The organism is Azospirillum sp. A23 (genome assembly GCF_042938965.1).
Lineage (GTDB): Bacteria > Pseudomonadota > Alphaproteobacteria > Azospirillales > Azospirillaceae > Azospirillum > Azospirillum melinis.
On the sequence record NZ_CP170666.1, the window covers coordinates 1,174,524 to 1,198,470 of the forward strand.

A 23,947-nucleotide genomic window follows, 5' to 3' on the forward strand; every position below is an offset into this window, starting at 1 on the left:
TTTTGAAAAGGTGAGCGCCGGTCAGGACGCCGGGACGCGGTCGTGCAGCAGATCGACGAGCGCCTGCGGCTCCGGGCGTTGGGTGAAGTCGGCGTCGATGGCGGCGAAGCGCACGACGCCGCTTGGCGACAGCAGGTAGGTCGCCGGGATCGGCAGCTGCCAGGGCTCTCCGGGCGGACGGCCCTGGCGGGCGTTGAGGTCGAGGCCGCGGTCGCGGTAGAGGTCCCGCAGCTCGTCCGGCACACGGAAGACGAGGCCGTAGCTGCGGGCCACCATCGCCCCCTGGTCGGACAGGATGTCGAAATCCAGCGCGTTGCGCTCCGCCAGCGTCAGGCTGTGGTCGGGCAATTCGGGCGACACCGCCACCAGCCGGGTGCCCCCGGCGGTCAATTGCGGCAGCGCCAGCTGCATGGCCCTGAGCTGGGCGCAACAATAGGGACACCATTCGCCGCGATAGAACAGCAGGATGACCGGCCCCCGTTCCAGCGTCTCGTAGAGGGAGACCGTGCGGCCCAGATGGTTCGGCAGGGCGAAGTCGGGGGCCTGAAGTCCGGGGCGCAACGCCCCCAGCTCGACCCCGCGCGCCTTCAGATCGGCGACCACCCGGTCCATCATCGCAAGCACCCCCGGCAGGGTTTTCCCGGTCTGCGCCCGGATGCTGCGGAGTTGGCGTTGAAGACGCATCGGGCATTTCCCTGTCGGCGTGTCCGTTGCCCCGATCCTGTCAAAAGCCGGATTTGCGAAACATAAGGGGACACGCACAATATCTTTGCGCAGAATGCAAGAATGCGCCTGGGGACATGATATGGCAGGGTGCGGAGGACGGCATGGACCGGCTGGATGATCTGACGGTGCTGGTCGAGGTGGTGGACTGCGGCAGCCTGTCTGCGGCGGCGGAGCGTCTGGGTCTCTCCGCGTCGGCGATCAGCCGGCGCATCGCCCAGATGGAGAACCGGCTGGGCACCCGCCTGCTGGCGCGCACGACGCGGCGGATCGCGCTGACCGACGCCGGCGCCACCTTCTGCCTGCGGGCCCGCGCCATCCTGGCGGCGTTGGACGAAGCGGAACAGTCGCTGACCGAGATGGGCGAGGAGCCGCGCGGCACCTTGCGCATCACCATGCCGGTGCTGTTCGGGCAGATGCGGGTGGCGCCGCTGCTAGCCTCGTATCTGCGCCGTTACCCCGGCGTGTCGCTGGAGGTCAGCCTGAACGACCGCGTGCAACGGCTGGTCGAGGAGGGGTTCGATCTGGCGATCCGCGCCGGACGGCTGGCCGACTCCAACCTGATCGCCCGCCGGCTGCGGCCGTTGCGCCGCCATGTGGTGGCCAGTCCGGACTATCTGGAGCGGCGTGGCGTACCACAGTCGCCGGCCGATCTCGTCCGTCATGAGTGCCTGACGCTGCTGTCGGGTTCCGGACGGACGGAATGGGAGTTCATGGTCGGCGAGCGGCGCGAGATCCTGCGGCCGTCCGGCAGTTTCCAGGCCGACAGCCTGTGGCTGCTGCGCCATGCCGCGGTGGGCGGGCTGGGGCTGGCGCGGCTGGCCGACTTCATCGTCGAGGAGGACATCCGCGCCGGCCGCCTCGTCCCGCTCCTGTCCGAACTGGAGGTGACGGACGAGGCCATCCATGTCGTCTACCCGGCGACCCGCCACATCTCGCCGAAGGTGCGCAGCTTCATCGAGCATCTGCTCACCGGATTGAACAAACCGGAATCAGCCGACCTGCCGGAATCAGCCGACCTGATCGACACCTCCAGCGCTTGAGACTGCAACAGGCCGGGGAGCAGCCTGAGCGCCACCCCCGCTGCCGATCCTCACCTACAGGGCGGCATGCCCCTTCACTGCCACCTCAAGGCGGGCCTTGAGGTCGAGGAAGCGCGCATCGATGGCCAGCGGGTCGTCCCGGTTGAGCGCGATCATCGCTGCCCGTGCTTCGCCGCCGCGGATCACCTCCAGCGCCTCCGCTTCGACCCCTGCCACGATGGCCGCGGCCACGGCTTCCGCGCTCTCTCGGCTGAAGCCCAACTCCGGGCCGGCAGTGTTCGACGCCATCATCGGGGTGTCCGTGGCGCTGGGATAAACGGTCAGTACATGGACGCCCTCGCCTTTCAGTTCACGGCGCAAGGCCTCGCCGAATCGTGCCAGACCGGCCTTGGCGCCGGCATAAGTGGCGTAGAATGGCGCGCCGACGAGCCCCAGGCCCGACGAAACATTCACGACCATCCCCTCGCCGCTGGTGCGCAGCGCTGGAAGAGCGGCCCGCGTCAGCAGGATCGGTGCGATCAGATCGACGGCGATCATCGCAAGAATGTCTTCTTCCGCGACATGCTCCAGCCGCCCGGCACGGACGCCGCCGGCGTTGTTGACCAGGATGTCGAGCCCGCCCAATGCGCCGAGCGCCTGGTCGAGCGTCTGCCGACGCCCCTCGGTGGTGGCGACGTCGGCCACGATGCCGCTCACCGACGTTCCAGCCTTCCGCAAGGCATCGACCGCGGCAGCCAACCGGTCGGGGCGCCGGCCGGTGATGGCAAGGGCCACCCCCTTCTCGCCGAGCGCCTGGGCAGCAGCAAAGCCGATGCCGCTGGAGCCGCCGGTGATCAGCGCGCGTTTCCCAGAGAGAATCATGTCAGCTCCGTATGGATCGATTGTGGGAATGGGACCTGTCGGCTGGGGACAGGAACAGCGCTGTGCCTCATGTCAGGCGACGGCGGGCTTGCTCCACTCGTTGCCCTTCATGAAGGCGTCGAGCGGCGTGTGGGTGATGTGGTTGGTGTAGTTGCTCATCACCTTGGTGGCGACGCCAAGCACCACCTCCAGCACGTTGCGGCGGGTGAAGCCGGCGGCCAGGAAGGCATCGACGTCCGCGTCGGCGACCCAGCCGCGATTGCGCACCACGAGCGTGGCGAAGCGGTGCAGCGCCTCCAGCCGGGCGTCGGGCAGTTCGCTGCCGGCGCGCAGCGCGGCGATCACGTCCTCGCCCATCTTCTGCATCCGGGCGAGCGTGGTGTGGCCGGCCATGCAGTAGCGGCACTCGTTCTCGAAATTGGCGGTCAGATAGACGACCTGCTGCTCATGCGTGGTGAGCGTGGTCTTGGAGAACAGGTCCCACAGCGCCGTGTAGCCGGCCAGCAGTTCCGGCGATTCCGCCATATAGGACTGCAGGTTGGGCACGAAGCCGAAAGCGGCCTTCACGCCCTCGAAAATCGGCTTTGCTGCATCCGGGGCGGTGTCGAGGGTGTGGCTGGTGAACTGGGTCATGGTGGCGGTTCCTTGTTCCGTCGGTTGCGTTCGACAGGTCGGACCCTGACCCATTGCAGGGGCGGCGCGTAGGCGGGCTGCGCGACTAATGCCTATGCCTCCTGGGAATGATCCTGCTGGGACTGGCGTCCACCCAAGTCCGCATCCTCAACCGGCGCGCCATCTCCATTCACAATCCCCGCGACGAACTCCGCAAAGGCGCGCGCCTTGGTGCTGGCCAGCCGCCCGGTGGGAAACACCGCCCACAGGTCGATCGGCGGCAGCGTCCAGTCTTCCAGCACGCGCCGCACCGACCCGTCGGCAAGCTCGGGACCGAACATCCAGTCGGACGCGACCGCCAGCCCCAGATCGGCCAGAACCGCCGCCCGGATCCCTTCCGCCGCGCTGACCCGCAGGCGGCCGCGCACCACGACCGACGCTTCGGTCCCGCCCTGCCGGAATGCCCAGCCGTTGCTGAGCTGGCTATAGACCACCGCATCATGATCGGCGAGATCGGCCGGGGTCCGCGGCACGCCCGCGCGGGCAAGATAGGCGGGCGTCGCCACGACCGAGCGGCCACCGCTGGCAATCCGACGCGCCACCGCCGTCGAATCCGACAGCGTGCCCATGCGCAGCGCGACGTCGATCCCCTCGGAAACCAGATCGATCACCCGGTCGTCCAGGATCACCTCCATGTCCAGGTCCGGATGGCGGCTCAGGAATTCGGGCAGGCGCGGCACGATCAGCAGCCGGGCGAAGGTGGTCGCGGCGGAGATGCGCAGCCGGCCCGACAGCCCGGCACCGGCGCCCCGCGCCTCCAGTTCCGCTTCATCGGCCTCCCGGATGGCGAGCCGGGCGCGCTCATAAAAGCGCAGCCCCGCTTCGGTGGGCGTCAGGCCATGCGTCGACCGCAGCAGCAGGCGCACCTGCAGCCGCTCCTCCAGCTGCGCGATTGTCTTGGAGATGGCCGGCTGCCCCACCCCCAACTGCCGGGCGGCGCCCGAGAAGGAGCCGGTCTCCACCACCCGCACGAAGCTGGCCATCGCCTGCAATCGGTCCATCGTTATTCCTGACAGGAATTCCCGTTATCGCTCCGGCCGGTCTGCCGCCCGGAGATTGGAATGGCGATAACTCTCCCATCGGCGGCGACGCTGCAAGGGAAGACCGCGAAGGGCTGGGGAGCCGTCAACGAGATCGTGCCCGCCGGCCAGCAGCTCGCCCGCTCCACCACCGCGAACGGTCGATCCGCATTTCCCTTCATTCCCTACGACGACGGAGATTCCCATGTCGCTCCAGGACAGGCTCGACGCCTTCAAGGCCGATTTCCAGGCGGGCAAGCCGCCCTACAATGTCCCCCGCCCGGTGATCGAGACGATGCACCGCGCCACCGCCGAACTGATCGCCTCGGACGCCGCCGGCCGTGCGCTCAAGGCCGGGGACAAGGCCCCCGCCTTCACGTTGAACGACCCCGACGGCAAGGCGGTGTCGTCCGCCGCCCTGCTGGCGGAGGGGCCGCTGGTGGTCAGCTTCTACCGCGGCGTCTGGTGCCCCTACTGCAACATGGAACTCCAGGCATTGCAGGCGGCGCTCCCCACCTTCCAATCGCTCGGAGCAAACCTGCTCGCCATTTCGCCGCAGACGGCCCCGAACAGCCGCAAGTCGGTGCGCCAGAACGCGCTCGGCTTCCCGATCCTGTCGGATCCGCACAACGACGTCGCCGCCGCGTTCGGCCTGCGCTTTGCGCTGCCCGATTATCTGGTCGAACTCTACAAGGGGCTGAAGAACGACCTGCCGGCATTCAACGGCGACCCGAGCTGGACCCTGCCGATGCCGGCCCGCTTCGTCATCGGCCAGGACGGCACGATCCTCTACGCCGAGGTCAATCCGGACTACACCCGCCGCCCCGAACCCGAGGACATGCTGCCGGCCCTGCGCGGCGCCAGCCGGACGGTGGCCGTGTGATCTCCGGCGATCGCAACCTCGTCCTTTAAGCGACGAAACAAGCCGGGTGCCTGCGCAGAACCGCCATTGCGGTTCACCATTTCAGGAACCGACGTCCGGCGAGACAGCCCGCAACCCCCATGACGAGGATGGCGGCGGAATACCAAGCCGCCACGAAAAGCGGGCTGTCGTCGGGGCAGTGCATCGCATAGAAGGTGGCTGCGATGCCGCCCGCTGCCAGACCGGCGAACCCGCCCGCCAGCCCCGGCCGTTCCGGAGCGCCGCGCCGCATCACGCCGATCAGGAGGGCAAGCGGCCCAATGGCCATCAGAGGGATCAGGATCAGGCAGAAGCCGGCGTTGGAACCGACGAGGCGCGACTGCCAAAGGTTCGCCGGGACCTGATGAAGCTCCAACGCGACCGCAGCCGCCAGGAGGACCGGAACGGCGCCAAGCACCAGCCGCCAACCGCCAGCCGCCATTCCCGGCCGGCTCAGGCGCAGGGCGACGCCCAGGGCACCCAGGGCCAACGGCATCGTCGCGACAAACTTGAACAGGAAACTTGCGCTCTCCGCCGCCCGTCCGATGTCCGGGCGGACCCCGATCACGGCGAGGAAGATGGCGCCGGCAACGAGAATGCCCAACAGGGTCGCCGTCAGGAAGGCCGTACCGAAGCCGAAACGCGGCGGCGGGTCGAGCGCCAGCCGGTCGATCAAATCCTCCGTCCTCATGTCGACTGGATCCGGCACAGCTGCGCCAGGGACTTCAGCGCCCGGTGCAGCGCGACGCGCACTGCGCCCTCGGTCATCTTGAAGCGGTTGGCCGTTTCGCGGATGCTGTCGCCATCGATCGAGATCGAGCGGACGATGTCCTGCTGGCGCCGCTTCAGGGTGGCCAGATGGCTGTCGATGTCCAGCTGCACCAAGCCCCCGGCCTGCTCCTCGGCCGCTAACGTATCCATGACGTCCTCGATCGGCACATTCGTCCGCCGGCCCCGCCGGCGCAGCGCATCGATGATCTTATTGCGGACGATCGCCCCGATCCAGGGACCGATCGGCCGTGACGAATCCCAACTCCCACGCTTGAGATGGATCGCCAGCAGAACCTCCTGCACGATGTCCTCAGTCTCGCTGTCCGGCGCCCCCAATGCCCGGCAGCGTGACCGCGCCATCGCCCGCAGGTGCGGAGTGATGCAAAGCAGGAACTGGCGGTAGGCAGCGGAATCGCCGGCGAGCGCCATACGCATCAGCTCCGCCCATTCTTGCTCCAATCCCTGGTCCCACATGCTCCTCCCCCGGTCCGGATGCGATGGCGGTCAGGCCGAGGCTTCATTCTATTGCACCCGGTCCGAATCGCGAAATCACCGTCGGTCACAAAGGCGTGATCGGCAAAAAGCCGGCCGGCGTGGCCATCCGGCGTCCCGCGTCCCTCGTCCATGTGTTTCGCCCGCGCAAACTTTGTAACGAACCCGTGCTTCGCTGCGTAAGGACCTGAAGGGGGATAGTCCCGGCCATGATGGACCGGTCTCCCCACCCCAGGGAACGCGGAGATCGGGAATGCCGACCGGAAACATCCATGGCGCACGGCGCAACGGGGAACGCCTGTCCTCAACGGCGGGAGATGGCGATGCGGATGATGTCGTCATCGGCGATCACGGCGCCGTCCGCCTCTTTCCAGTTGGGAAGCGAGGGGAAATCCTTCCTGGGGATGTCCAGGACATTCAGGTGCCGCGCGAGGATCGCCACCGTCTCGATGGGGATGCCGACCAGACGCCCACCGTGGCCGAACCAGTCGTCGCACCGCGACACCAGCACGATCCTGCCGTTCTGCATCCGAACCACCTCCGTCACATGGCCAAGCGTACGATCGTCCTCGTCGAGCAGCGGAAGTCCGCGCAGATCGCCGACCCGGACTTTCTGCGGGAAGCGCCGCTTCATCCGCTCCTCCGGCGTCGAGCTGTCAGCCTCGGGCAGCGTCTGGGTGTGGGCTCCTCCCTCCGCTCGCTTGGGCTTGGCATCGTCGGCATGGGCCGGGCTTCGGATCAGGCCCGGAGTCATCGCAGCGAGAAAAAGGACAGTCATGGTGGATCGCATGATGATGCCTCATGGAAAACCGGAAGATTTGAACAAAGAAATAGACCAACCACTGATAAACGTCAATATTTGACTTATGTGGTAAAATAATTCAGATGTAAATAAGGAGATTGTCGAAAATGAAATCTTCCAAATTCATGCATCCGCTTGCGGTTAGGCTGATGCATTGGACGAACGCGGCGGCGATGATCGTCATGATCATGAGCGGATGGAAGATCTACAACGACGAGGTTCTGTTCGGCTTTCTGCATTTCCCCGAGGAGATCGTGCTGGGCATATGGGCGCAGCACGCCCTGCAATGGCATTTCCTGGGCATGTGGATCCTGGTGCTGAACGGGCTCGCCTATCTGACCTACGGCATCCTGTCCGGCCGGTTCCGCCGGCTGTTCTTGCCCATATCTCCGCGTGAACTGGTCCGTGAGGCCGTGGCCGCCTTGAGATTCCGGCTCAAGCACGCCGACCTCACGCACTACAACGCCGTCCAGAAGAGTCTCTATGTCGGCGTGATCCTCGTGGTGGCGCTTCAGGTCGTTTCCGGCCTCGCCATCTGGAAGCCGGTGCAATTCTCTTTCCTCGTGTCGCTCTTCTACGGCTTCCAGGGTGCGCGTCTGGCCCATTTCGCCGGAATGACGGCCATCGTGCTGTTCGTCCTGGTCCATGTCTCGCTGGCGATCCTGGTGCCGCGGACCCTTCTCGGCATGCTGACCGGAGGGCCGCGCCTCGATGCCGGCCGGGAGATGCCGGTGACGCCCTCCCAAGCCTCGAACCCGTGACGGATGCCGACCATGCCTTTGCGCCGCCCGTTCACTTCGCTCTTCCGGCCGCAACACGGACCGGACCAAAGCGTCCTCACCGAACACCGCGAGCTCATCGAGACGATCGGCCGCCGCAAGCTGCTGCGCGGCACCCTCAGCCTCGGCGCCCTGACGATGCTGACCGGCTGCAACGTCTCCGACCGCGATGCCGTCCAAACCGTTCTCCGGGCAGTGTCCGGCTTCAACGACGGGGTCCAGGCCCTGCTGTTCGACCCGAACAAGCTGGCACCGACCTATGCCGCGTCCCAGGTCGTGAAGCCGCCGCGCTTCAACGCCTATTACGAGATCGAGGACCTGAAACCGGTCGACATCGGCGGCTGGAACCTGGAGCTGAGCGGCCTGATCGCCGACAAGCGGCCCTGGAGCCTGGAGCGGATCTACGCCCTGCCGGAACAGGAAGAAATCATCAAGCACATCTGCGTCGAGGGCTGGGATTACATCGGCCAGTGGTCGGGGCCCAACCTCCGGGATTTCCTCACAAGAGTGGGGGCGGACCTGAGCGCCAGATACGTCGTCTTCCACGGGAACGACGATTACATGGAGAGCATCGACATGCCCTCGGCTCTGCACCCCCAGACCATCCTGGCCACCAAATACGCGGGCGAGCCGATCACCGATCCCTTCGGCTTTCCTCTGCGCCTGCGCACGGCGGTGAAGCTCGGCTTCAAGAACCCGAAATGGATCCGTGCCATCGAGGTCACCAACAGCTACTCACCCGGTTTCTGGGAGAAGCAGGGCTTCAACTGGTTCAGCGGCCTTTGACCATGCCGGAAGCCGGATAAACCGTGCCTTCGCTGTCCCTCGCCGCCCTCTGCATCGCGACCGGCCTTGTCCTGTGGATGGCCAGCGGCTACGCGCTCGCGCGGTCGCTGGCGTTCGACCGTGCCGTCGCCTTGGCGCTGGCGCCTGTCCTGGGTTGGGCGGTGCAGAACGCCCTGGCCCTGATGATCTCGCTCGTCGTCGGATTCTCGCCGGTTGCGACCGTCGGCGCCATGGCTCTGATCTGTGCGGCCGGGCTCCTGAGCGTCCGTCGAGGTGGGAGCGGGAGCGACCATCGCATTCCGCTCCTCACCCTGTTGGTCTGTCTCGCCGCCGCCGTCATGGCGACCGGACCGGCGCTTGCTGTGCTGCCGAAATTCACCGGCGACGGTGTCGCCGTGGCGCCGGCACTCTTCGATCACGCGAAGATCGCGCTGATCGACCAGATCGTCCGGGAGGGCGTTCCGCCGGTCAACCCCGTTTATGGCGGGGCGGAGGCGCCGGCCGGGGTCGCCTACTACTATCTCTGGCAGTTCGGCGCCGCACAGCTTGCCCAACTCACCGGTGCGACCGGCTGGGAGGCCGACGCGGCGGCAAGCTGGCTGACGGCCTTCTCGACCCTGCTGCTGATGGCCGGGCTTGCCCGTCACTTCAGCGGCAGCAGCCTCGCCCCCTTCCTCGCGATCGGCCTCAGCGGCCTGGGTTCGCTGCGGCCGGTCCTGGTCGCAATGGTCGGTGAGGAGACGCTCGCACACTGGCTCCAGCCTGCCACCGGGCTCGCCGGATGGCTGTTCCAGACGAGTTGGAGCCCGCACCATGTCCAGGCCGCGGGCTGCGTCGTGGTGGCGGTGATGACCATGGTCCGGCTCGCCCGGCGGCCGGGAGCGCTCGCGACCGTCACCCTGGCGCTGCTGGCGGCGGCGGCCTACCAGAGTTCGATCTGGGTCGGCGGCGTGGTCTTCGTCCTGGCCGCCGCCGGATGCGCTCTTTTCCTGGCACGCTCCCGCCCGGCCGGCTCCCGCCCGGCCGGCGGGGTGGGGACCTTCCTCCTGCTCGGCGGCATCGCGGCGGTCGTCGCTGTCGCCATCGCCTTCCCGCTGCTTGTCGAGCAGTATCGCAGCGCCGTCGCCCGGGGTGGCGGCCGTCTCATCACCATCGATCCCTTCGAAGTGCTGGGCCCTGCCTTGCCCCAACCGCTCGGCCGGGTGCTCGACGTGCCGGCCTACTGGCTGGTGCTGCTGGTCGTCGAGTTTCCGCTCGTCTATCTCGCGGGGGCCATCGCTCTCGCGCGGATGGCGGCACGGCCGGACGCTCGGCCGGATGGGCCGCCGGATGGGCTGCTCATCCGCGCCCTCGCCATCCTGACGGCAGCCAGCCTCGGCGCGGGCTGGCTGCTCGTCAGCACAACCGGTGTGAACAACGATCTCGGCTGGCGCGCCGTGCTGCCCGGCCTGATGGTGCTGACGGTCGCCGCCGGGGCCGGGCTGGCCCGCTGCGTGGAGCGGCGTGCGGCGCTCCCCCTGGTTCTGGCGATGGCCGCCGCGACGGCGACACTGCCCGACGGGCTGCGCCTCGCCGCCGAGAATCTGGTGGGCAGGCCCTCCTCCTCGGCCGCCGCGTTCGCACAGTCGCCGGCCCTGTGGCAGGCGGTCCGGCGCCATGCGCCGCCCGACGCACGGGTCGCCAGCAACCCCGCCCTGTTCGCCGACATGACGCCCTGGCCGGTGAACCTGTCCTGGGCGCTGTTCGCCGACCGCCGCTCCTGCTTCGCCGGGAACGAACTGGCCATTGCCTTCGCTGCCCTGCCGTCCGAGCGGCGGGCGGCCATCGCCGAACAGTTCCGGCGGGTTTTCGCCGGTGACGGGACGCCGGACGATATCCAGGCGCTCGCGCGGATCCATCGCTGCGACGTGGTGGTGGTCACGGTCTTCGACGGCGCCTGGAGCCGTGACCCCTTCGCCGCAAGCCCCTTCTACCGCCTCGCCGAAGCCGAACCCGGCCTGTGGCGGATCTACAGTGCCGGCCCCCGGATGGCAGGCAACTGAACACGACCCCGAAATAAATCCGACCGGGCTGTAACGACAGGCCGCCAACCACCGTATCCCCCCATAAGTCACCCGTTTCGCCCACGATCACCCCCATCGGCGACCACCGGAGCAACATCCTGAGGCCCTCAATCTTGACGCCACGCACACCGATGCCACGCACGCTGACGGCGCGGGCCCTGGGCGCCGGCCGTTCTCTGGCCGCCTCGCTGACGCCGCCCATCGACGTGAGCGCCACCTACATGCGTGACGCGGACAACGGCTACAGCTCCGGCCATGTCTACGGGCGCAAGGACAACGCGTCGGTCCAGCAGGCGGAGCGTCAGATCGCCGACCTGGAACATGCCCGCGAGGCGCTGCTCTTCGGCTCGGGCATGGCGGCCGCCACCACCCTGTTCCTGGCGGCATCGCCCACCCACATCGTCGCTCCGCGGCACATGTATTGGGGGCTGCATGTCTGGCTCGCCGAGGCCCATCGCTACGGGCATGAGGTGACCTTCGCCGACATGGCCGACCTCGACGCCGTCGGCCGCGCCATCCGGCCGGGCCGCACCGGCATTGTCTGGATCGAAACGCCGAGCAACCCGCTCTGGACCGTCACCGACATCGCCGCCGTCGCTGAACTTGCGCACCGCGCGGGTGCGTTGGTCTGCGTCGATTCCACGGCGGTGACGCCGGTGTTGACCCGGCCGCTCGACTGCGGCGCCGACATCGTGATGCATTCCGCGACCAAATACCTCAACGGTCACTCCGATGTGGTCGCCGGCGCCCTCGCGGCCTCGGCCCCATCGGGTTTGTGGGACCGGATCGCGGCCATCCGCGACCAGCACGGCACGACGCCCGGTCCGTTCGACGCCTGGCTCTTGATGCGTGGCCTGCGGACGCTGGACCTGCGGGTGCGCGAGCAGAGCCGCAGCGCCGCAACCCTGGCCGGCCGGCTGGCCAGCCATCCGGCGCTGTCCGCCGTGCTCTATCCCGGCCTTGCCGACCATCCCGGCCACGCCATCGCCGCCCGCCAGATGTCCGGCGGCTTCGGCGGCATGCTGTCCATCCGCGTCAGGGGCGGGGCGGCAGCGGCGGTGAAGGTGGCGGCCAATGTCCATCTCTGGCGGCGGGCGACCTCCTTCGGCGGCATCGAAAGCCTCATCGAGCACCGGTCCTCGATCGAGGGCCAGGGGTCGCCCTGCCCCGACGATCTGCTGCGCCTGTCGGTCGGGCTCGAAGACCCGGACGACCTGTTCGGCGACCTGGAGCAGGCGCTCGCCCCCGGTCCACCGATCAGCAGCCCTCCCTCATTCCGGCGGAGACCCGACCCATGACGACCATAGCGGTGGGCATCATCTGCAAGACGCCCAGCCCCGGCAAGTCCAAGACCCGGCTGTCGCCGCCTTTGCCGCCGGAAGAGTGTGCCGAAATCTCCGGCTGCTTCATCGCCGATCTGGCCGCGACCATCGCCGGACTGTCGGAGGGGGGCGACGCGCCCGGCTATGCGGTCTATACCCCGGTCGGCTCCGAACAGGAGCTGCGGCAGTTGCTTCCCGACGGATTCGGGCTGGTCCCCCAGGGCGAGGGGGATCTCGGCCGGCGACTGGACCAGGGCATCACCGACCTTCTGGCGCAGGGCCATGCCGGCGCCATCCTCGTCAACTCCGACAGCCCGACGCTGCCGCGCCACATCCTCCGCGCCGCGGTCCAGGCGCTCAAGTCCGGCGACAACGCCGTCATCAGCCCGGCGCTCGACGGCGGCTACACACTCATCGGCCTGTCGCGGCCCCATCCCGGATTGTTCGCGGACATCCCCTGGAGCACCGACACGGTCTACAGTCTGACGCTTGAGCGGGCGCGCACGCTCGGCGTTCCTGTGATACCGCTCGATCCCTGGTACGACGTGGACGATGCCCGGTCCTACGCCATGCTGGAGGATGAACTCGACGGCCGGCCACCGCCTTTCTCCCCCCCGGGCCGGCCGGTGCAGGAGGCGCCACGCACCCGCGCGTTCGTGCGACGCCGCCAGACGGCGATGGCGTCATGAGCGGCGCGCAGCCGCTTGAAACAGTGGCCGTCGTCATCCCCTGCCTCGACGAGGAGGACTCCATCGCCGACGTGGTGCGGGAGGTGATGGCCGAGGGCGTCGGCGAGGTCATCGTCGTCGACAACGGGTCCACCGACCGGACCGCCGAGCGGGCCGCCGCGGCAGGCGCCCGTGTCGTGGCCCAGCCGGCGCGCGGCTACGGCCGCGCCTGCGCCGCCGGGCTGGCCGCCGTCCGGCCCGGAACGGAGATCGTCTGCTTCCTCGACGGCGACGGCAGCGACGTGCCCGGCTTCATCCCGCAGGTCGTCCGGCCGGTCGCCGACGGCGAGGCGGACTTCGTCATGGGCTCGCGCCTGTGCGGACGACGCGAGCGCGGCTCGATGACGCCGCAGCAGATCGTGGCGGGGCGGATCGCCGGGGCACTGCTGCGGATGACCTACCGGGTCCGTTTCACCGACATGTCGCCCTTGCGCGCGATGCGGGTCGACCGCCTGCGCGCGCTGGGCATGACCGAGGAAACCTACGGCTGGAACCTGGAGATGCAGATGCGGGCGGCGGCCGGCCTGCGTTGCCGGGAAATCCCGGTCGCTCACCGGTGCCGGCGCGGCGGCCGGTCGAAGGTGTCCGGCGACCTCGCCGCCAGCCTGTCCGCCGCTTGGAAGATCGCGACCACCTTCCTCCGCCTTGCGTGGCGGCAGCCCGCCGACGCCAAGCCTGCCGACGCCAAGCCCGCCGACGCCGAAGGCCGGTCGGCGCAGACCATGGTTCGGAGGTAAAAGAGCATGCGCGTTCTCCTCACCGGCGGGGCCGGTTTCATCGGCGGGCATGTGCTGGCCGAGCTTCTGCGCCGGGACCACGAGGTGCGCGTCCTGGACTCGCTGCGTCCCGACGTGCATCCCACCCCGTCGGCCTGGACGGCGCCGGCCGGCGTCGAGGCATTGATCGGCGACTTGCGGGACACCGCGATTCTCGACCAGGCCGTCGCCGGTGTCGACGCCGTCGTTCATCTCGCCGCCAAGGTCGGGCTGGGCGTGGCCATCGGCGACATGCCCGACTACGCCTCCTCCAACGAGGTCGGCACGGCCGAGCTTCTGGTGGCGATGGCCCGCGCCGGCGTATCCCGTCTGACGCTCGCCAGTTCGATGGTGGTCTATGGCGAGGGCTTCGGCCAGTGTGCCGAGCATGGACGGGTCCCGCCGGCGCCGCGGCTGGAAAGCGCGCTGGCGCAGCAGCGGTTCGAACCGCCCTGCCCGCTCTGCGGCCAGCCGCTCGAAAGCCTTTTCGTGGCCGAGGACACGCCGTTCGACCCGCGCAACGCCTATGCCACCAGCAAGGCGGCGCAGGAATTCTACGCCGCCAACTGGGCGCGGTCGACCGGCGGTACGGTCGCGATGATGCGCTATCACAACGTCTACGGGCCGGGCATGCCGCGCGACACCCCCTATGCCGGCGTTGCCTCGATCTTCACCTCCGCGCTGCGGCGCGGCGAGGCGCCACGTGTCTTCGAGGATGGCCGGCAGAGGCGGGACTTCGTGCATGTCCGCGATGTGGCCTCCGCCACCGTCGTCGCCTGCGAAGGACAGACGACCGGGGTCGCGGCCTACAATGTGGGATCCGGCACGCCACGCACGGTCGGCGACATGGCCAAGGCGCTGTCCAGGGCGCTGAACGGCCCGCCTCCTGTGGTGACGGGGCAGTACCGGTTGGGCGACGTGCGCCACATCACCGCCGATTCCTCGCGGCTGTGCAACCGCTTCGATTGGCGCCCGCGCATCGAGTTCGCCGAGGGCATGGCGGAACTCGCCCATCTCGATCCTGCTTCTCCCGGTGGTATGGTGCGCCTCCCATGAGCCGCACCATAGTGCCCGGCCTGATCCTGGCCAGCCGGCAAATCCAGACTTCGACCACACAGCATATCGGCGGCGGAACCTCGTTGAGCGCTTGGTCGGAAAGCTGAAGCGCTGCTCTAACGCATGGTGTAGGACCACGGCTCCGGCAAAAGATGGTAGCCCTCACGCCGCTGTACGACATGAGAAAACCCAGGGAAGTCGAGGTGGGAGCCGGCGACGAGGAGCTTCCTCGACGAAATCTCTTCAAAAAGCTCCTCTCTCGTCTTTGCAGCGAGCGCCTGATCACAATCGAATGTGAGCGTCACATCCGGTCTCGAAATCTGTATTTCGGGAATATGAATTGTGTCACCCCAAATTAGGAGTTCCTCCCCTTTGGATGAGATCATGAAGCCGGAATGCCCAGGTGTGTGCCCCGGCAAGAACCTGGACATGACACCTGGGAATACTTCCGTCTGACCTTCGAAAGCTTGAACGACGTCTTTATAAGGGGTGACTTGCTCGCGAGCGGTGTCGAAGAAGAAGCGCCGGTCCTGGTCGCTTGCCTTGGCCATCTCGACATCATCGAACCAGTGAGCCAACTCGTTCCGGTGGACCGCAAGTCTGGCATTCGCGAAGATGCGACGCCCGTCTGTCACGTCCGTCAAGCCCGCTGAATGATCTGGATGGATGTGCGTCAGAAGTATTGCATCGATTTCATCGCTCCTGATGCCGATGGCGCTGAGGTTTCGCTGAAGCTGTCCGGCGGTCGGGCCGAAATAAGGGCCGCAGCCGGTATCGATCAGAGCGATCTGTCCTTCCGAGTGAACAAGGTAGCAATTGATCGATGCCCGTCTGACCGGACGAAGCTTTTCCTCGAACAACAGCAGAGCTTCAGAAAGATCGATATTCCTCAAAGGTTCGATGCCTGCATCGGCATATCCGTCGGAAATCGCGGTTACGACGATATCACCGATTGCGCGATGATAGATTCCAGGAACCTGACCAAGCGGCTTTCGCGACATCATTTCCTCCTGCCATAATTTGAATCGCTCAGAACACGTTTTTGCTGTGCATGGCGGGATTCCAGGTTCGGCGATCCCGCCACCCCCGGATTGTTACGGAGCTTCAGGCTCCGATGCTTTCCGTTGACTGCCCATTTCGGTGGCGGAGCGTGCCGCAAACCTTCTGATGCTCCGCTCCGCCGGCAAAAACGCGGGGTTGCCGTGCCGCACCGACCAGCCCCAACACCAAGTTACAGAATGCGACCTTTCGGGCCTTTCCATCGCCCTGTCAGTGCTCTACGGGCCATCGACCGCCGGGTTGGATGAACCGGTCCCGATACATTGCTTCATAAGTTTGTGCGGCGCCGAGAACGGATCTATCGTCTCCTCTGGCCCCTATGATCTGAAGACCGATTGGAAGCCCTTGATGACTGAAACCGCAAGGCAGCGAGCAGGCAGGCTGTTGGCTTAAGTTGATCGGGAAACTGAAGGACGACCACTCGACCCAGTTCCGCTTGTCGCCGTCTGGCGTGTTCCTCCCTGCTTCGAAAGGCAGGATCGGCACGGTCGGCGAAACGATGAGATCATACTCGCAAAGCAAGGCGTCCATGGCACTGCCGAAACGGCTACGGCCGGCTTCAGCACTCATTCTCTGAGCGCCGCTATATTTCTGACCGACTTGCGCTGCGGCGACGAATCCCGGATCGAGTTCCGAAATTCGTCCGGGGTCGATTGTCGAGAGGCGGTTCGCCGCACCGACGCACCAATGCCGTGTATAGATTTCCAACAGATCGTCTTGATCGGGAAGACGCAATTCCTCGACGTGCGCGCCCTCCCTCCGCAGATCGGAAATGACGCCGTCTACGGCGTTCAGCACCTCGACATCCACATCTCCCACGCACGGTGTTCGCCAATAGCCAATCCGCTTTCCTTTCCAACCGTATTCGAAGACATCGAGATCGGGAAAAGGCATGGGAGGCTGGGTCCAGTCGCGCAAATCCTTGCCTGACATGATTTGCAGCATCACCGTGGCATCCGCGACCGTGCGTGTCATTGGCCCGACATGGGCAACGGTGCCAAATGAACTCGGAGGAAAAAATGCCACCCTACCGTAGGAAGGCTTATGCCCAACGATGCCGGTGAAGGATGCAGGGATTCGCACCGATCCCCCACCGTCTGTGCCGACGTGAAGCACACCTGCGCCGCATGCGGCCGCAACCGCGGCGCCACCAGACGAACCGCCCGGCGTCAGTTCTGGGTTCCAGGGGTTTCTGGTGACTCCAAACGCAGGACTGTCAGTGACAGCTTTCCATCCATATTCGGGAGTTGTGGTTTGCCCAATGAAGACCGCTCCCGCTTGCCGCAGCCTTTCAACTGCCGGAGCGTCGTTTTCGAACGGGGCGGGATCCGTAACACGACTGCCATAACGGACCGACCAACCCTCGACATGCAGAATATCTTTGACCGTCGTTGGCACGCCATCGATAAGCGAACGCGGCTCGCCTTTGCACCAACGACGCTCCGACGCTTCGGCAGCTCGCATTGCCCTGTCGAAATCGAGAAAGGTGAAAGCATTCAAATGGGCAATTTCCTCCGCGCGCTCCAGCGCTGAGCAGACGACCTCCACAGGGGACAGCTCACGCTTTCGATAAGCCACAGAAAGTGTTGCGACATCCATCGCGTATAATTCCCCAGTTCGGGAAGACGATAGATTTGGATTCGAGCACATGTGCCGCTCCCTCTACTTTTCCGGATGTCAGGATGTTCAGATTGGACAGGCCGAGGCTTACGGGACTGTAGATCTCGGCACCAATGAGAATGAGGTTACCGTTCGACCAGCTCTGTTACATGCATGTTGGAACCGCCAATTTCGGTACCATCGGCCCGCGCACTGGAGGTGCCGATTTCCGCGAGATCCACTCCTGCCGTTTCGCGGATAATCAATCCTGCGGCAATCGCTACGAACCCTAAGAAAATAACGTAGTAGTGATAGAGATTTTGTTGGCCTATGTCTGAAAGGTAAGCATTGAGATATGGGGCTGTTCCCCCAAAAATTGCCACAGAGACCGAGGACACGAAGCCAACGCCCTGCGCCCGCGCCTGGGTGGGGACCTGTTCCGACAATACCGCGGGGAATATTGATGCAATCAACCCCCACGCCCCCAGCGCTATTAGCTGGGCAAAGAACAGAGTGTGCGGTTCCGTCGTGACCATTGTAGCAATAGGGTAAGTAAGCGCGACGACTGCTACTCCCCATGCGATCATCACGGGCTTCCGCCCGAAGCGATCCGAAATCATCCCGCAGACCGGTAGCCAGAATATGCAGAGAGCCATAGCGAGCAAGCTGGCGCGATAGGCTCCGCCGGGATCCATGCCGTTGGAAATTGCAGTCGCGGGTGCGAACGTCACCCAGGTATAATAAGCAACGTTCGTCGTGCAATTGAGCATGACGAGGTTGCGGGCGATGCGAAACATGTCGCCTCGCGACAATTTCTTCTCGACAACCTTCTCCTGTTGCTCGAAGACGTGCGACTCTTCTACCGATTTCCGCATGAAGATGGCGTAGATGCCGAGAACGCCGCCGATGGCAAAGCCAATGCGCCAGCCGTAGCTGTTCATCGCGCCCGTATCCAGAAACGCGGTTAGGGCGGCCGCAACGAGCGTAGCGGCTATCACACCGACGATGACACCAGCATAGACGGAACTCGACCACAAGCCTCGATGTCTTCTGGGTGCGATTTCGGCCACGTAGGTATAGGATACGCCCGTTTCTCCACCGTGGGCCAAGCCTTGGAACATACGGAAGACCAGCAGGGCAAAGGACGCGAACAATCCACTGCTTTCGTAGGTTGGAATAAGCGCAATTCCAAGGCTGCTGAAAGCCAACAGCAGCATCGTAGCGACCAGAACTCCTTTGCGGCCCAATCGATCACCCAGCCGCCCGAAGACGAGGCCGCCGACTGGTCGCGCGAAAAAGCCGGCCGCGAAGACTGCGAGCGTGGATAGCATCGCTGATCGCGAATCGGTTTTGTCGAACAGGTTGTTGGCCAGGTATAAGGAAAAAGTCGCATACAAGGTCCAGTCGAACCACTCCAGCGCATTCCCGACAGAGATTGCGCTCAGCGACCTCCAGTTCGTTGCATTTTTTGTCTGTTTCATTGTTGTCTCCCATCCTCGTCCGCAAACCGATGCGATCGGTCCGCCTTGGGTCCGAGCGAATTCGAACGCCATCCACCATTGCCCGTTTGCGCTGGACAACCTCAGGTGGTTTCGAACAAATACGATAAAAAGTCAGTGATCATTCATACGCACCGACTTCGGCCGGCACGCATGAGGGTGACGATCTATCCTATCGTTTTCCTGAAATCAGGAGGCGCAGCTGTTCAGCAAGGACGGCCAGAACAAGAAGTCCACCCAGGATGATCATCTGATAGTAGGAGGAAATATTCTCCAGGTTCATGCCGTTGCTTAGCACGGCAATGAAGAGGGCGCCGAGGGCTGCACCGAAAAGCGTCCCCTCTCCTCCTCGAAGCGAAATTCCTCCAAGCACGCCCGCGGTGATCGATTGAAGGACGAAATTTCCGCCCAGGTTGGTATCGCCGGTCGATACGCGTGCGCTCAGGAGGATGCCGGCAAGCGAGGCCAGCATGCCGCTGGTCATGAAGACGAAAACGATATGGCGCCTGACATTGATGCCGGACAATCGCGCAGCGACAGGATTGCCGCCGACAGCGTAAATGTAGCGCCCCGCCCGCGTTCGCGTCATCGTGAGGTGCAGAGCAACGGCGAAGAGCACAGCGATGTAGACCGATGTGGAAATGCTGCGAAGATCGGGCGTTCCAAAGACCGCTATGAAATTCTCGGGAAGACCGGTGACCGGAGCACCTCCGGAAATTTGGTATCCTGCGCCAGCCGCTATTCCTGCAATGCCCAAAGTCACGATGAACGATGGAACATTCAGGTAGGCGACGGCGACACCGTTCACCATGCCGAGCGTCAGTCCGACCGACAAGCCGCTTGCGATCGAGATCGCGATGGCAAGCGGGAGATCGACCCCATTGGCCGCCAGAGCGATCATAAGCGTGGCCGAGACCACACTCGTGAGGCCGAGCAGGGCGGCAACCGCCAGGTCGAAACCTCCGCTGATCAGAACCAGACCCTGCCCGAGTGACACGATCATCAGGTATGAGGACTGATTCAGGATATTGATGAGGTTATTGCTGTTCGTGAACCGGGAATTCGCCACGGCAAAGAAAGCAAACACCACAAGAACAAGCGCGCTGATGATGCCGGTCGTTTTGAGGCGCGAAAGCATCCGGTCAGCAACGCGGCGCAGAGCAAACGGTTGCGCCGGCCGAGAAATTTGCTGCAAAGGCGTCATGCCGCCGCTCCTGTCTTTGTATCGCCTTCTTTCCGACCGACCGCGAAAAATGACGATAAGATCGCCGCTTCGCTGATCTCTTCCTGCTGGAACTCCGCGGTCTGTCGGCCGAAGGCCAGGACGTATGTCCGGTGCGTGAGGTGAAGGATTTCCGGGAGGTCCGACGATATGAGGAGGATGGCGGCCCCGGCCTCGCACAGCTGCTTGAGAATCCCGTAAAACTCGAGCCTGGCTCCCACATCCACACCGACCGTCGGCTCGTCGACGATGAGAACTTTCGTTTCACGCAAGAATGCCCTGGCGAAAACGACTTTCTGCTGATTGCCTCCGGAATATGCCGAAACGTTCCGATCGAGAAGTGGCGGGGTGAGGTTCAAGCGGTTCAGAACCCGCTGCACCGCGTCGTCTTCGGATTTCTTCCTCAGCCATTGCCCGAAAGCAAAAGACCGTAGGTTGAGGCACGAGAGTGTCGCATTCTCCCGAACCGATCTGTTGAGAACGAGTCCTTGCCTGCGTCTGTCGGGCGGCAGGTAGACGACCCCGGCATCGAGCATCGATTGAGGCGATGGGGATCGCAGAGACTTGCCAAAAAGCTTCACCTGGCCGGCCGCCAGCCGCTCTTCGCCGAACAGGCTGCGGCCGACCGCCGACTTGCCACAACCGACCAACCCGGCTATGCCGACAATCTCACCGGCGCGGACGCTGATCGACACATTCTGGAAACGCCCCGACGCGGCGCTTGCCCCTTCCAGTGCGATGGCTTCATCCGCCGGTTTGAAAGCGATTGTCGGGTAGACATTCAGCGTCTCACGGCCGGTCATGAGCTGGATGAGTTCATCTTCATCCGTTTCCGACACGAGCTTGGTGGCGATGCGGCGACCGTCACGCAATATGCTGATGCGGTCTCCGATTGCCTGGATCTCCGCCATGCGGTGGGTGATGTAGATGATGCCGACACCGAGGCGCTTGAGTTCCGCTACGATCGCGAACAGTCTTTGGGTTTCGACATCGGTGAAGGCGGTGGTCGGTTCATCGAGGATCAGAAGCCGGGGATCGTTCTGCAGCGCCTTGGCGATCTCGACCATCTGCTGTTCGGCGCGCGAAAGGCCGGCAACCAGGGCATGCGGATCGATTGCAATGCCGAGCCGAGCAAAAATCGCCGCGGCTTCCCTCGACATGGCGCCTTCATCGAGCAATGCCGACTGTCGCTTTTCCCGTCCAAGAAAGATATTGGCGCAAGCGGAAAGGGTCGGAATCAGACTCAATTCCTGAAAAACCACGCTGATTCCGGCATCACGCGCCGCGCGTGGCGATCCCGCCGGCAGGACCTTTCCATCGAAACGGACCGTGCCACCCTCAGGCGCGTAGTTTCCGAGGATGATGTTCACCAGCGTGGATTTTCCGGCGCCGTTTTCGCCGAAAAGGACGTGGACCTCGCCCGCTCGCACATCCAATGAAACGCCGTCGAGCACGCGTACGCCGGGAAAGCTCTTCTCTATGTCGCACGCTTCGAGGAGAGCATCGGGACAAGGGTCAGGGACGGGGGCCGATCGTTGAAATCCGCCCGCCATCATGGCCGCACCGAAAACACCGGCTTGAAGCCGTTTGGAGCGAAACCGGCCATTGCTGCGTCGGAAGCGGCGTTGTCTTTCGTCAGCTTCTGCGGAACAGGCCACACCTCGGTACCCGGCTCCAAAGTGCCGTCGACCGCCTTGACCGCCATATCAAGCCCGATCGACGCCATCAATGCGACATTGTCGCTGAGCGCCCACTCGATATCGCCTTTCTCGATGCCGTCTCTGACGGGTCCCGTCTGATAGGTCGATCCGATCTTGACCTTGCCCGAGAGGCCGGCCGCTTTCACAGCACCGCTTGCGGCGTCCGCGGCGACGGCGTTGCCGATGACCCAGTTCAGGTCCGGGAAGGCGTTCAGGGTATCTGCAACGAGATTGTATTGCGTATTCTTGTCGGTGTCGCCGTACTTGACCGCGACGATTTCAATCTTTGAATCGGCAATCCCGACTTTGAATCCTTCGAGCGTGCGCGCCGCCCAGTCTGCGCCGGCGGGGCCGGGAAGGAGCGCCACTTTGACAGGTGCGTCCCCAATGCTTTCCCTGAGATATTTCGCACTCGCGATTCCGACCTGGTAATAGTCCAAAGTCGAACGGCCCATGAGATTGTCGGCGGCGGCGATCCGAGGAATGATGTTGATGACGGGAATACCGCTCTTCTTCAGAGAGGACACCGCTGAGGATACGCCCTCTGCGCTGATCGGGGCCACCAGCACGGCGTCGGCTCCCTTGGCCGCGCAGTCGTTCAACTGGTTGACCTGTGCGCCCAGATTGCTGAACGAACCGGCGTTCAGGATGTCCACTTGCACCCCGAGACGTTTTGCTTCAGTGACGATTCCGTAATTGGCCGCAATCCAATAAGGGTCCTGCATCGTCGGAAAGCTGACGCACACATAGCCTTTCTTTTCGGCTTTTGCCGGGGGGTGCCAGACCGACTCTGACACCTTCTTGACGTCGCTCCTGTCGGGGATGAATATTTTGATCGGCTTCGAGAAGATGGCTGATGGATCTTCCGCGAAAGCGACACCGGCTGAGACGCCTTGATAGCATATCGCCGCCGCTCCAAGAAAAATCGCCGCCTGCAGCGTGTTTGAGGTCATTGTTCCCTGTCCAGTCGTTGAATGCCGGTTTCCCAGCATGTTCTTGTTGTGACGCTCCTTTCCGGCTGTATCCGCGTGGGCGAGCGAAGTCCCTTTGCCTCTTGCGGGCCAGGCGGCCCGCTGCTCATGCATCAACCCGAGGCAAAGATTGAGCATGCCGCCGATCAGAGCTTCCAGCGGGGGCCGCGCATCACTCCGCAGCCTGCCTGGCTTCGCCGCTCCAGTATTTCTGGATGAACGTCAGGGCTTCCTGGTTGACCTCTTCGGGATTCGTCGCGCTCAGGAAGTGATGTCCGCCCTCGATGGCCTTGAACGACACGCTTTTCGCACGGGGGAACAGCTTCGCTTCTCTCTGCGCATGCGAGACGGAATACACGACGTCTTCGGTTCCATGCAGCCACAGCACTGGGCTCACGACACCGTCAAGCCGCCCGCGCAGACCGTCCCTGTCGCGAAGGTTTATGGTACACATGCGCAGACGGCTGCGGCCGTCGTCGCCTTTGTAGTTTTCCTTCAGTCGAGACGTCCAGAAGGCACGCGTCTCCTGGTCGATGTTGACACCGAAGGCTGGATCGATGAGGTCGTTGCAATATTGATCCGATGGCGCCCACGTTGAACCCACGTCCGTCGCCAGGTCGGCGATCCAAGGATCGCAGAACGCCGGGGCGTCCCAGCATCCGAGTTCCCTGCTCGCGGCACTTTCGTAGTCCATCGACGTGCCCAGGGGGATGACGCCATCGATTTTCGATGGAGCAAGAAGCGCCATCCGCATGGCGATCCAACCGCCCTGCGACGTGCCCAGGACGAACGCAGACTTGATTCCAAGGCGATCAAGAACCTGGATATTTGCGATCGCACTGTCCCAGTAGGTGAATTGCTCGCTTGCCGTTCTCGTCGCTCCATGCCCATACGGTTCGAGTGCCAGGAGATTGACCTTGCCGGTCAGATTCGCGTCGGCGAATTGACGCCGGTACAGCTCCGATGAGGTCGTAAATGAATTGATCATTACCAACGTCGGAAGTTGGGAATCGTATTCTGCCGCGGTTCTGCAGCCGATCTTCGAACCACCCAGGTGTGGGACATCGATAGTCTGAAATTTTGTCATTATTGCCTCGTGGTCTTCGGTCTGGTTCAGATGATCT

23 protein-coding genes are annotated in these 23,947 nt (G+C 64.4%); 9 read left to right on the forward strand and 14 right to left on the reverse strand.

Annotation, left to right across the window (positions count from 1 at the left end; all coding sequences use genetic code 11):
- Positions 1 to 21 precede the first annotated feature (21 nt).
- A complete protein-coding gene (locus ABNQ40_RS14235; protein WP_247879415.1) occupies positions 22 to 684 on the reverse strand; it encodes a peroxiredoxin-like family protein in 663 nt (220 codons plus the stop codon).
- Positions 685 to 827: 143 nt separating this feature from the next.
- Here ABNQ40_RS14235 and ABNQ40_RS14240 point away from each other — a divergent pair, with 143 nt between their 5' ends.
- Positions 828 to 1,766, forward strand: a complete 939-nt coding sequence (locus ABNQ40_RS14240) for a LysR family transcriptional regulator (protein ID WP_109046833.1) — start codon at positions 828 to 830, stop codon at positions 1,764 to 1,766.
- 54 nt (positions 1,767 to 1,820) lie between these two features.
- On the opposite strand, the gene ABNQ40_RS14245 is transcribed toward ABNQ40_RS14240, so the two are convergent.
- The 3 genes from ABNQ40_RS14245 to ABNQ40_RS14255 form a co-directional block, all read right to left on the reverse strand.
- The gene (locus tag ABNQ40_RS14245; protein ID WP_109046832.1) at positions 1,821 to 2,627 is read right to left on the reverse strand and encodes an SDR family oxidoreductase; all 807 of its coding nucleotides are present in this window, start codon (positions 2,625 to 2,627) and stop codon (positions 1,821 to 1,823) included.
- Between the two features lie 72 nt (positions 2,628 to 2,699).
- Positions 2,700 to 3,260, reverse strand: a complete 561-nt coding sequence (locus tag ABNQ40_RS14250; RefSeq protein ID WP_109046831.1) for a carboxymuconolactone decarboxylase family protein — start codon at positions 3,258 to 3,260, stop codon at positions 2,700 to 2,702.
- Between the two features lie 92 nt (positions 3,261 to 3,352).
- On the reverse strand, positions 3,353 to 4,300 hold the full coding sequence (locus ABNQ40_RS14255) for a LysR family transcriptional regulator (RefSeq protein ID WP_109046830.1): 948 nt from the start codon (positions 4,298 to 4,300) through the stop codon (positions 3,353 to 3,355).
- A 223-nt stretch (positions 4,301 to 4,523) separates the two neighbouring features.
- On the opposite strand from ABNQ40_RS14255, the gene ABNQ40_RS14260 reads away from it, so the two are divergent.
- Entirely contained in the window at positions 4,524 to 5,201 is a 678-nt protein-coding gene (locus ABNQ40_RS14260; protein WP_109046829.1) for a peroxiredoxin-like family protein, read from the forward strand.
- 73 nt (positions 5,202 to 5,274) lie between these two features.
- Here ABNQ40_RS14260 and ABNQ40_RS14265 read toward each other — a convergent pair whose 3' ends face one another.
- From ABNQ40_RS14265 to ABNQ40_RS14275, 3 genes are all read right to left on the reverse strand, one after another.
- Positions 5,275 to 5,910 carry an NrsF family protein gene (locus ABNQ40_RS14265; protein WP_109046828.1) on the reverse strand — a complete coding sequence of 212 codons (636 nt, stop codon included), beginning with the start codon at positions 5,908 to 5,910 and terminating at the stop codon, positions 5,275 to 5,277.
- Entirely contained in the window at positions 5,907 to 6,425 is a 519-nt protein-coding gene (locus ABNQ40_RS14270; RefSeq protein WP_391347435.1) for a sigma-70 family RNA polymerase sigma factor, read from the reverse strand. The genes ABNQ40_RS14265 and ABNQ40_RS14270 overlap by 4 nt, the downstream gene beginning before the upstream one ends.
- A gap of 361 nt (positions 6,426 to 6,786) precedes the next feature.
- A complete protein-coding gene (locus ABNQ40_RS14275; RefSeq protein WP_158285492.1) occupies positions 6,787 to 7,260 on the reverse strand; it encodes a PRC-barrel domain-containing protein in 474 nt (157 codons plus the stop codon).
- 131 nt (positions 7,261 to 7,391) lie between these two features.
- Here ABNQ40_RS14275 and ABNQ40_RS14280 point away from each other — a divergent pair, with 131 nt between their 5' ends.
- From ABNQ40_RS14280 to ABNQ40_RS14310, 7 genes are all read left to right on the forward strand, one after another.
- Positions 7,392 to 8,045, forward strand: a complete 654-nt coding sequence (locus tag ABNQ40_RS14280) for a cytochrome b/b6 domain-containing protein (protein WP_199235172.1) — start codon at positions 7,392 to 7,394, stop codon at positions 8,043 to 8,045.
- A 12-nt stretch (positions 8,046 to 8,057) separates the two neighbouring features.
- Positions 8,058 to 8,849: a molybdopterin-dependent oxidoreductase gene (locus ABNQ40_RS14285; protein ID WP_109046928.1), complete on the forward strand. Its 792-nt coding sequence runs from the start codon at positions 8,058 to 8,060 to the stop codon at positions 8,847 to 8,849.
- Positions 8,850 to 8,872: 23 nt separating this feature from the next.
- Positions 8,873 to 10,891, forward strand: a complete 2,019-nt coding sequence (locus ABNQ40_RS14290) for a hypothetical protein (protein WP_158285491.1) — start codon at positions 8,873 to 8,875, stop codon at positions 10,889 to 10,891.
- A gap of 152 nt (positions 10,892 to 11,043) precedes the next feature.
- Positions 11,044 to 12,210, forward strand: a complete 1,167-nt coding sequence (locus ABNQ40_RS14295) for a PLP-dependent aspartate aminotransferase family protein (RefSeq protein ID WP_109046824.1) — start codon at positions 11,044 to 11,046, stop codon at positions 12,208 to 12,210.
- Positions 12,207 to 12,923 (forward strand): TIGR04282 family arsenosugar biosynthesis glycosyltransferase, encoded by a 717-nt coding sequence (locus ABNQ40_RS14300; protein WP_109046823.1) that lies wholly within the window; start codon positions 12,207 to 12,209, stop codon positions 12,921 to 12,923. The genes ABNQ40_RS14295 and ABNQ40_RS14300 overlap by 4 nt, the downstream gene beginning before the upstream one ends.
- Positions 12,920 to 13,699 carry a glycosyltransferase family 2 protein gene (locus ABNQ40_RS14305; RefSeq protein ID WP_199235171.1) on the forward strand — a complete coding sequence of 260 codons (780 nt, stop codon included), beginning with the start codon at positions 12,920 to 12,922 and terminating at the stop codon, positions 13,697 to 13,699. Before ABNQ40_RS14300 ends, ABNQ40_RS14305 begins: the two co-directional genes overlap by 4 nt.
- Before the next feature lie 6 nt (positions 13,700 to 13,705).
- A complete protein-coding gene (locus tag ABNQ40_RS14310) occupies positions 13,706 to 14,773 on the forward strand; it encodes an NAD(P)-dependent oxidoreductase (RefSeq protein ID WP_109046822.1) in 1,068 nt (355 codons plus the stop codon).
- Between the two features lie 116 nt (positions 14,774 to 14,889).
- Here the strand turns inward: ABNQ40_RS14310 and ABNQ40_RS14315 are convergent, their stop codons facing one another.
- The 7 genes from ABNQ40_RS14315 to ABNQ40_RS14345 form a co-directional block, all read right to left on the reverse strand.
- Entirely contained in the window at positions 14,890 to 15,777 is an 888-nt protein-coding gene (locus ABNQ40_RS14315; protein WP_109046821.1) for an MBL fold metallo-hydrolase, read from the reverse strand.
- Positions 15,778 to 16,042: 265 nt separating this feature from the next.
- Positions 16,043 to 17,431 carry an amidase gene (locus ABNQ40_RS14320; RefSeq protein ID WP_247879413.1) on the reverse strand — a complete coding sequence of 463 codons (1,389 nt, stop codon included), beginning with the start codon at positions 17,429 to 17,431 and terminating at the stop codon, positions 16,043 to 16,045.
- 146 nt (positions 17,432 to 17,577) lie between these two features.
- Positions 17,578 to 18,912, reverse strand: a complete 1,335-nt coding sequence (locus tag ABNQ40_RS14325; RefSeq protein ID WP_109046819.1) for an MFS transporter — start codon at positions 18,910 to 18,912, stop codon at positions 17,578 to 17,580.
- Positions 18,913 to 19,102: 190 nt separating this feature from the next.
- Positions 19,103 to 20,134, reverse strand: coding sequence for an ABC transporter permease (locus tag ABNQ40_RS14330; protein ID WP_109046818.1), 1,032 nt, complete (start codon positions 20,132 to 20,134; stop codon positions 19,103 to 19,105).
- Positions 20,131 to 21,606 carry a sugar ABC transporter ATP-binding protein gene (locus ABNQ40_RS14335; RefSeq protein WP_158285490.1) on the reverse strand — a complete coding sequence of 492 codons (1,476 nt, stop codon included), beginning with the start codon at positions 21,604 to 21,606 and terminating at the stop codon, positions 20,131 to 20,133. The genes ABNQ40_RS14330 and ABNQ40_RS14335 overlap by 4 nt, the downstream gene beginning before the upstream one ends.
- A gap of 98 nt (positions 21,607 to 21,704) precedes the next feature.
- A complete protein-coding gene (gene torT / locus ABNQ40_RS14340) occupies positions 21,705 to 22,805 on the reverse strand; it encodes a TMAO reductase system periplasmic protein TorT (RefSeq protein ID WP_158285489.1) in 1,101 nt (366 codons plus the stop codon).
- 190 nt (positions 22,806 to 22,995) lie between these two features.
- Positions 22,996 to 23,910 (reverse strand): alpha/beta fold hydrolase, encoded by a 915-nt coding sequence (locus ABNQ40_RS14345; RefSeq protein WP_109046815.1) that lies wholly within the window; start codon positions 23,908 to 23,910, stop codon positions 22,996 to 22,998.
- Positions 23,911 to 23,947 lie beyond the last annotated feature (37 nt).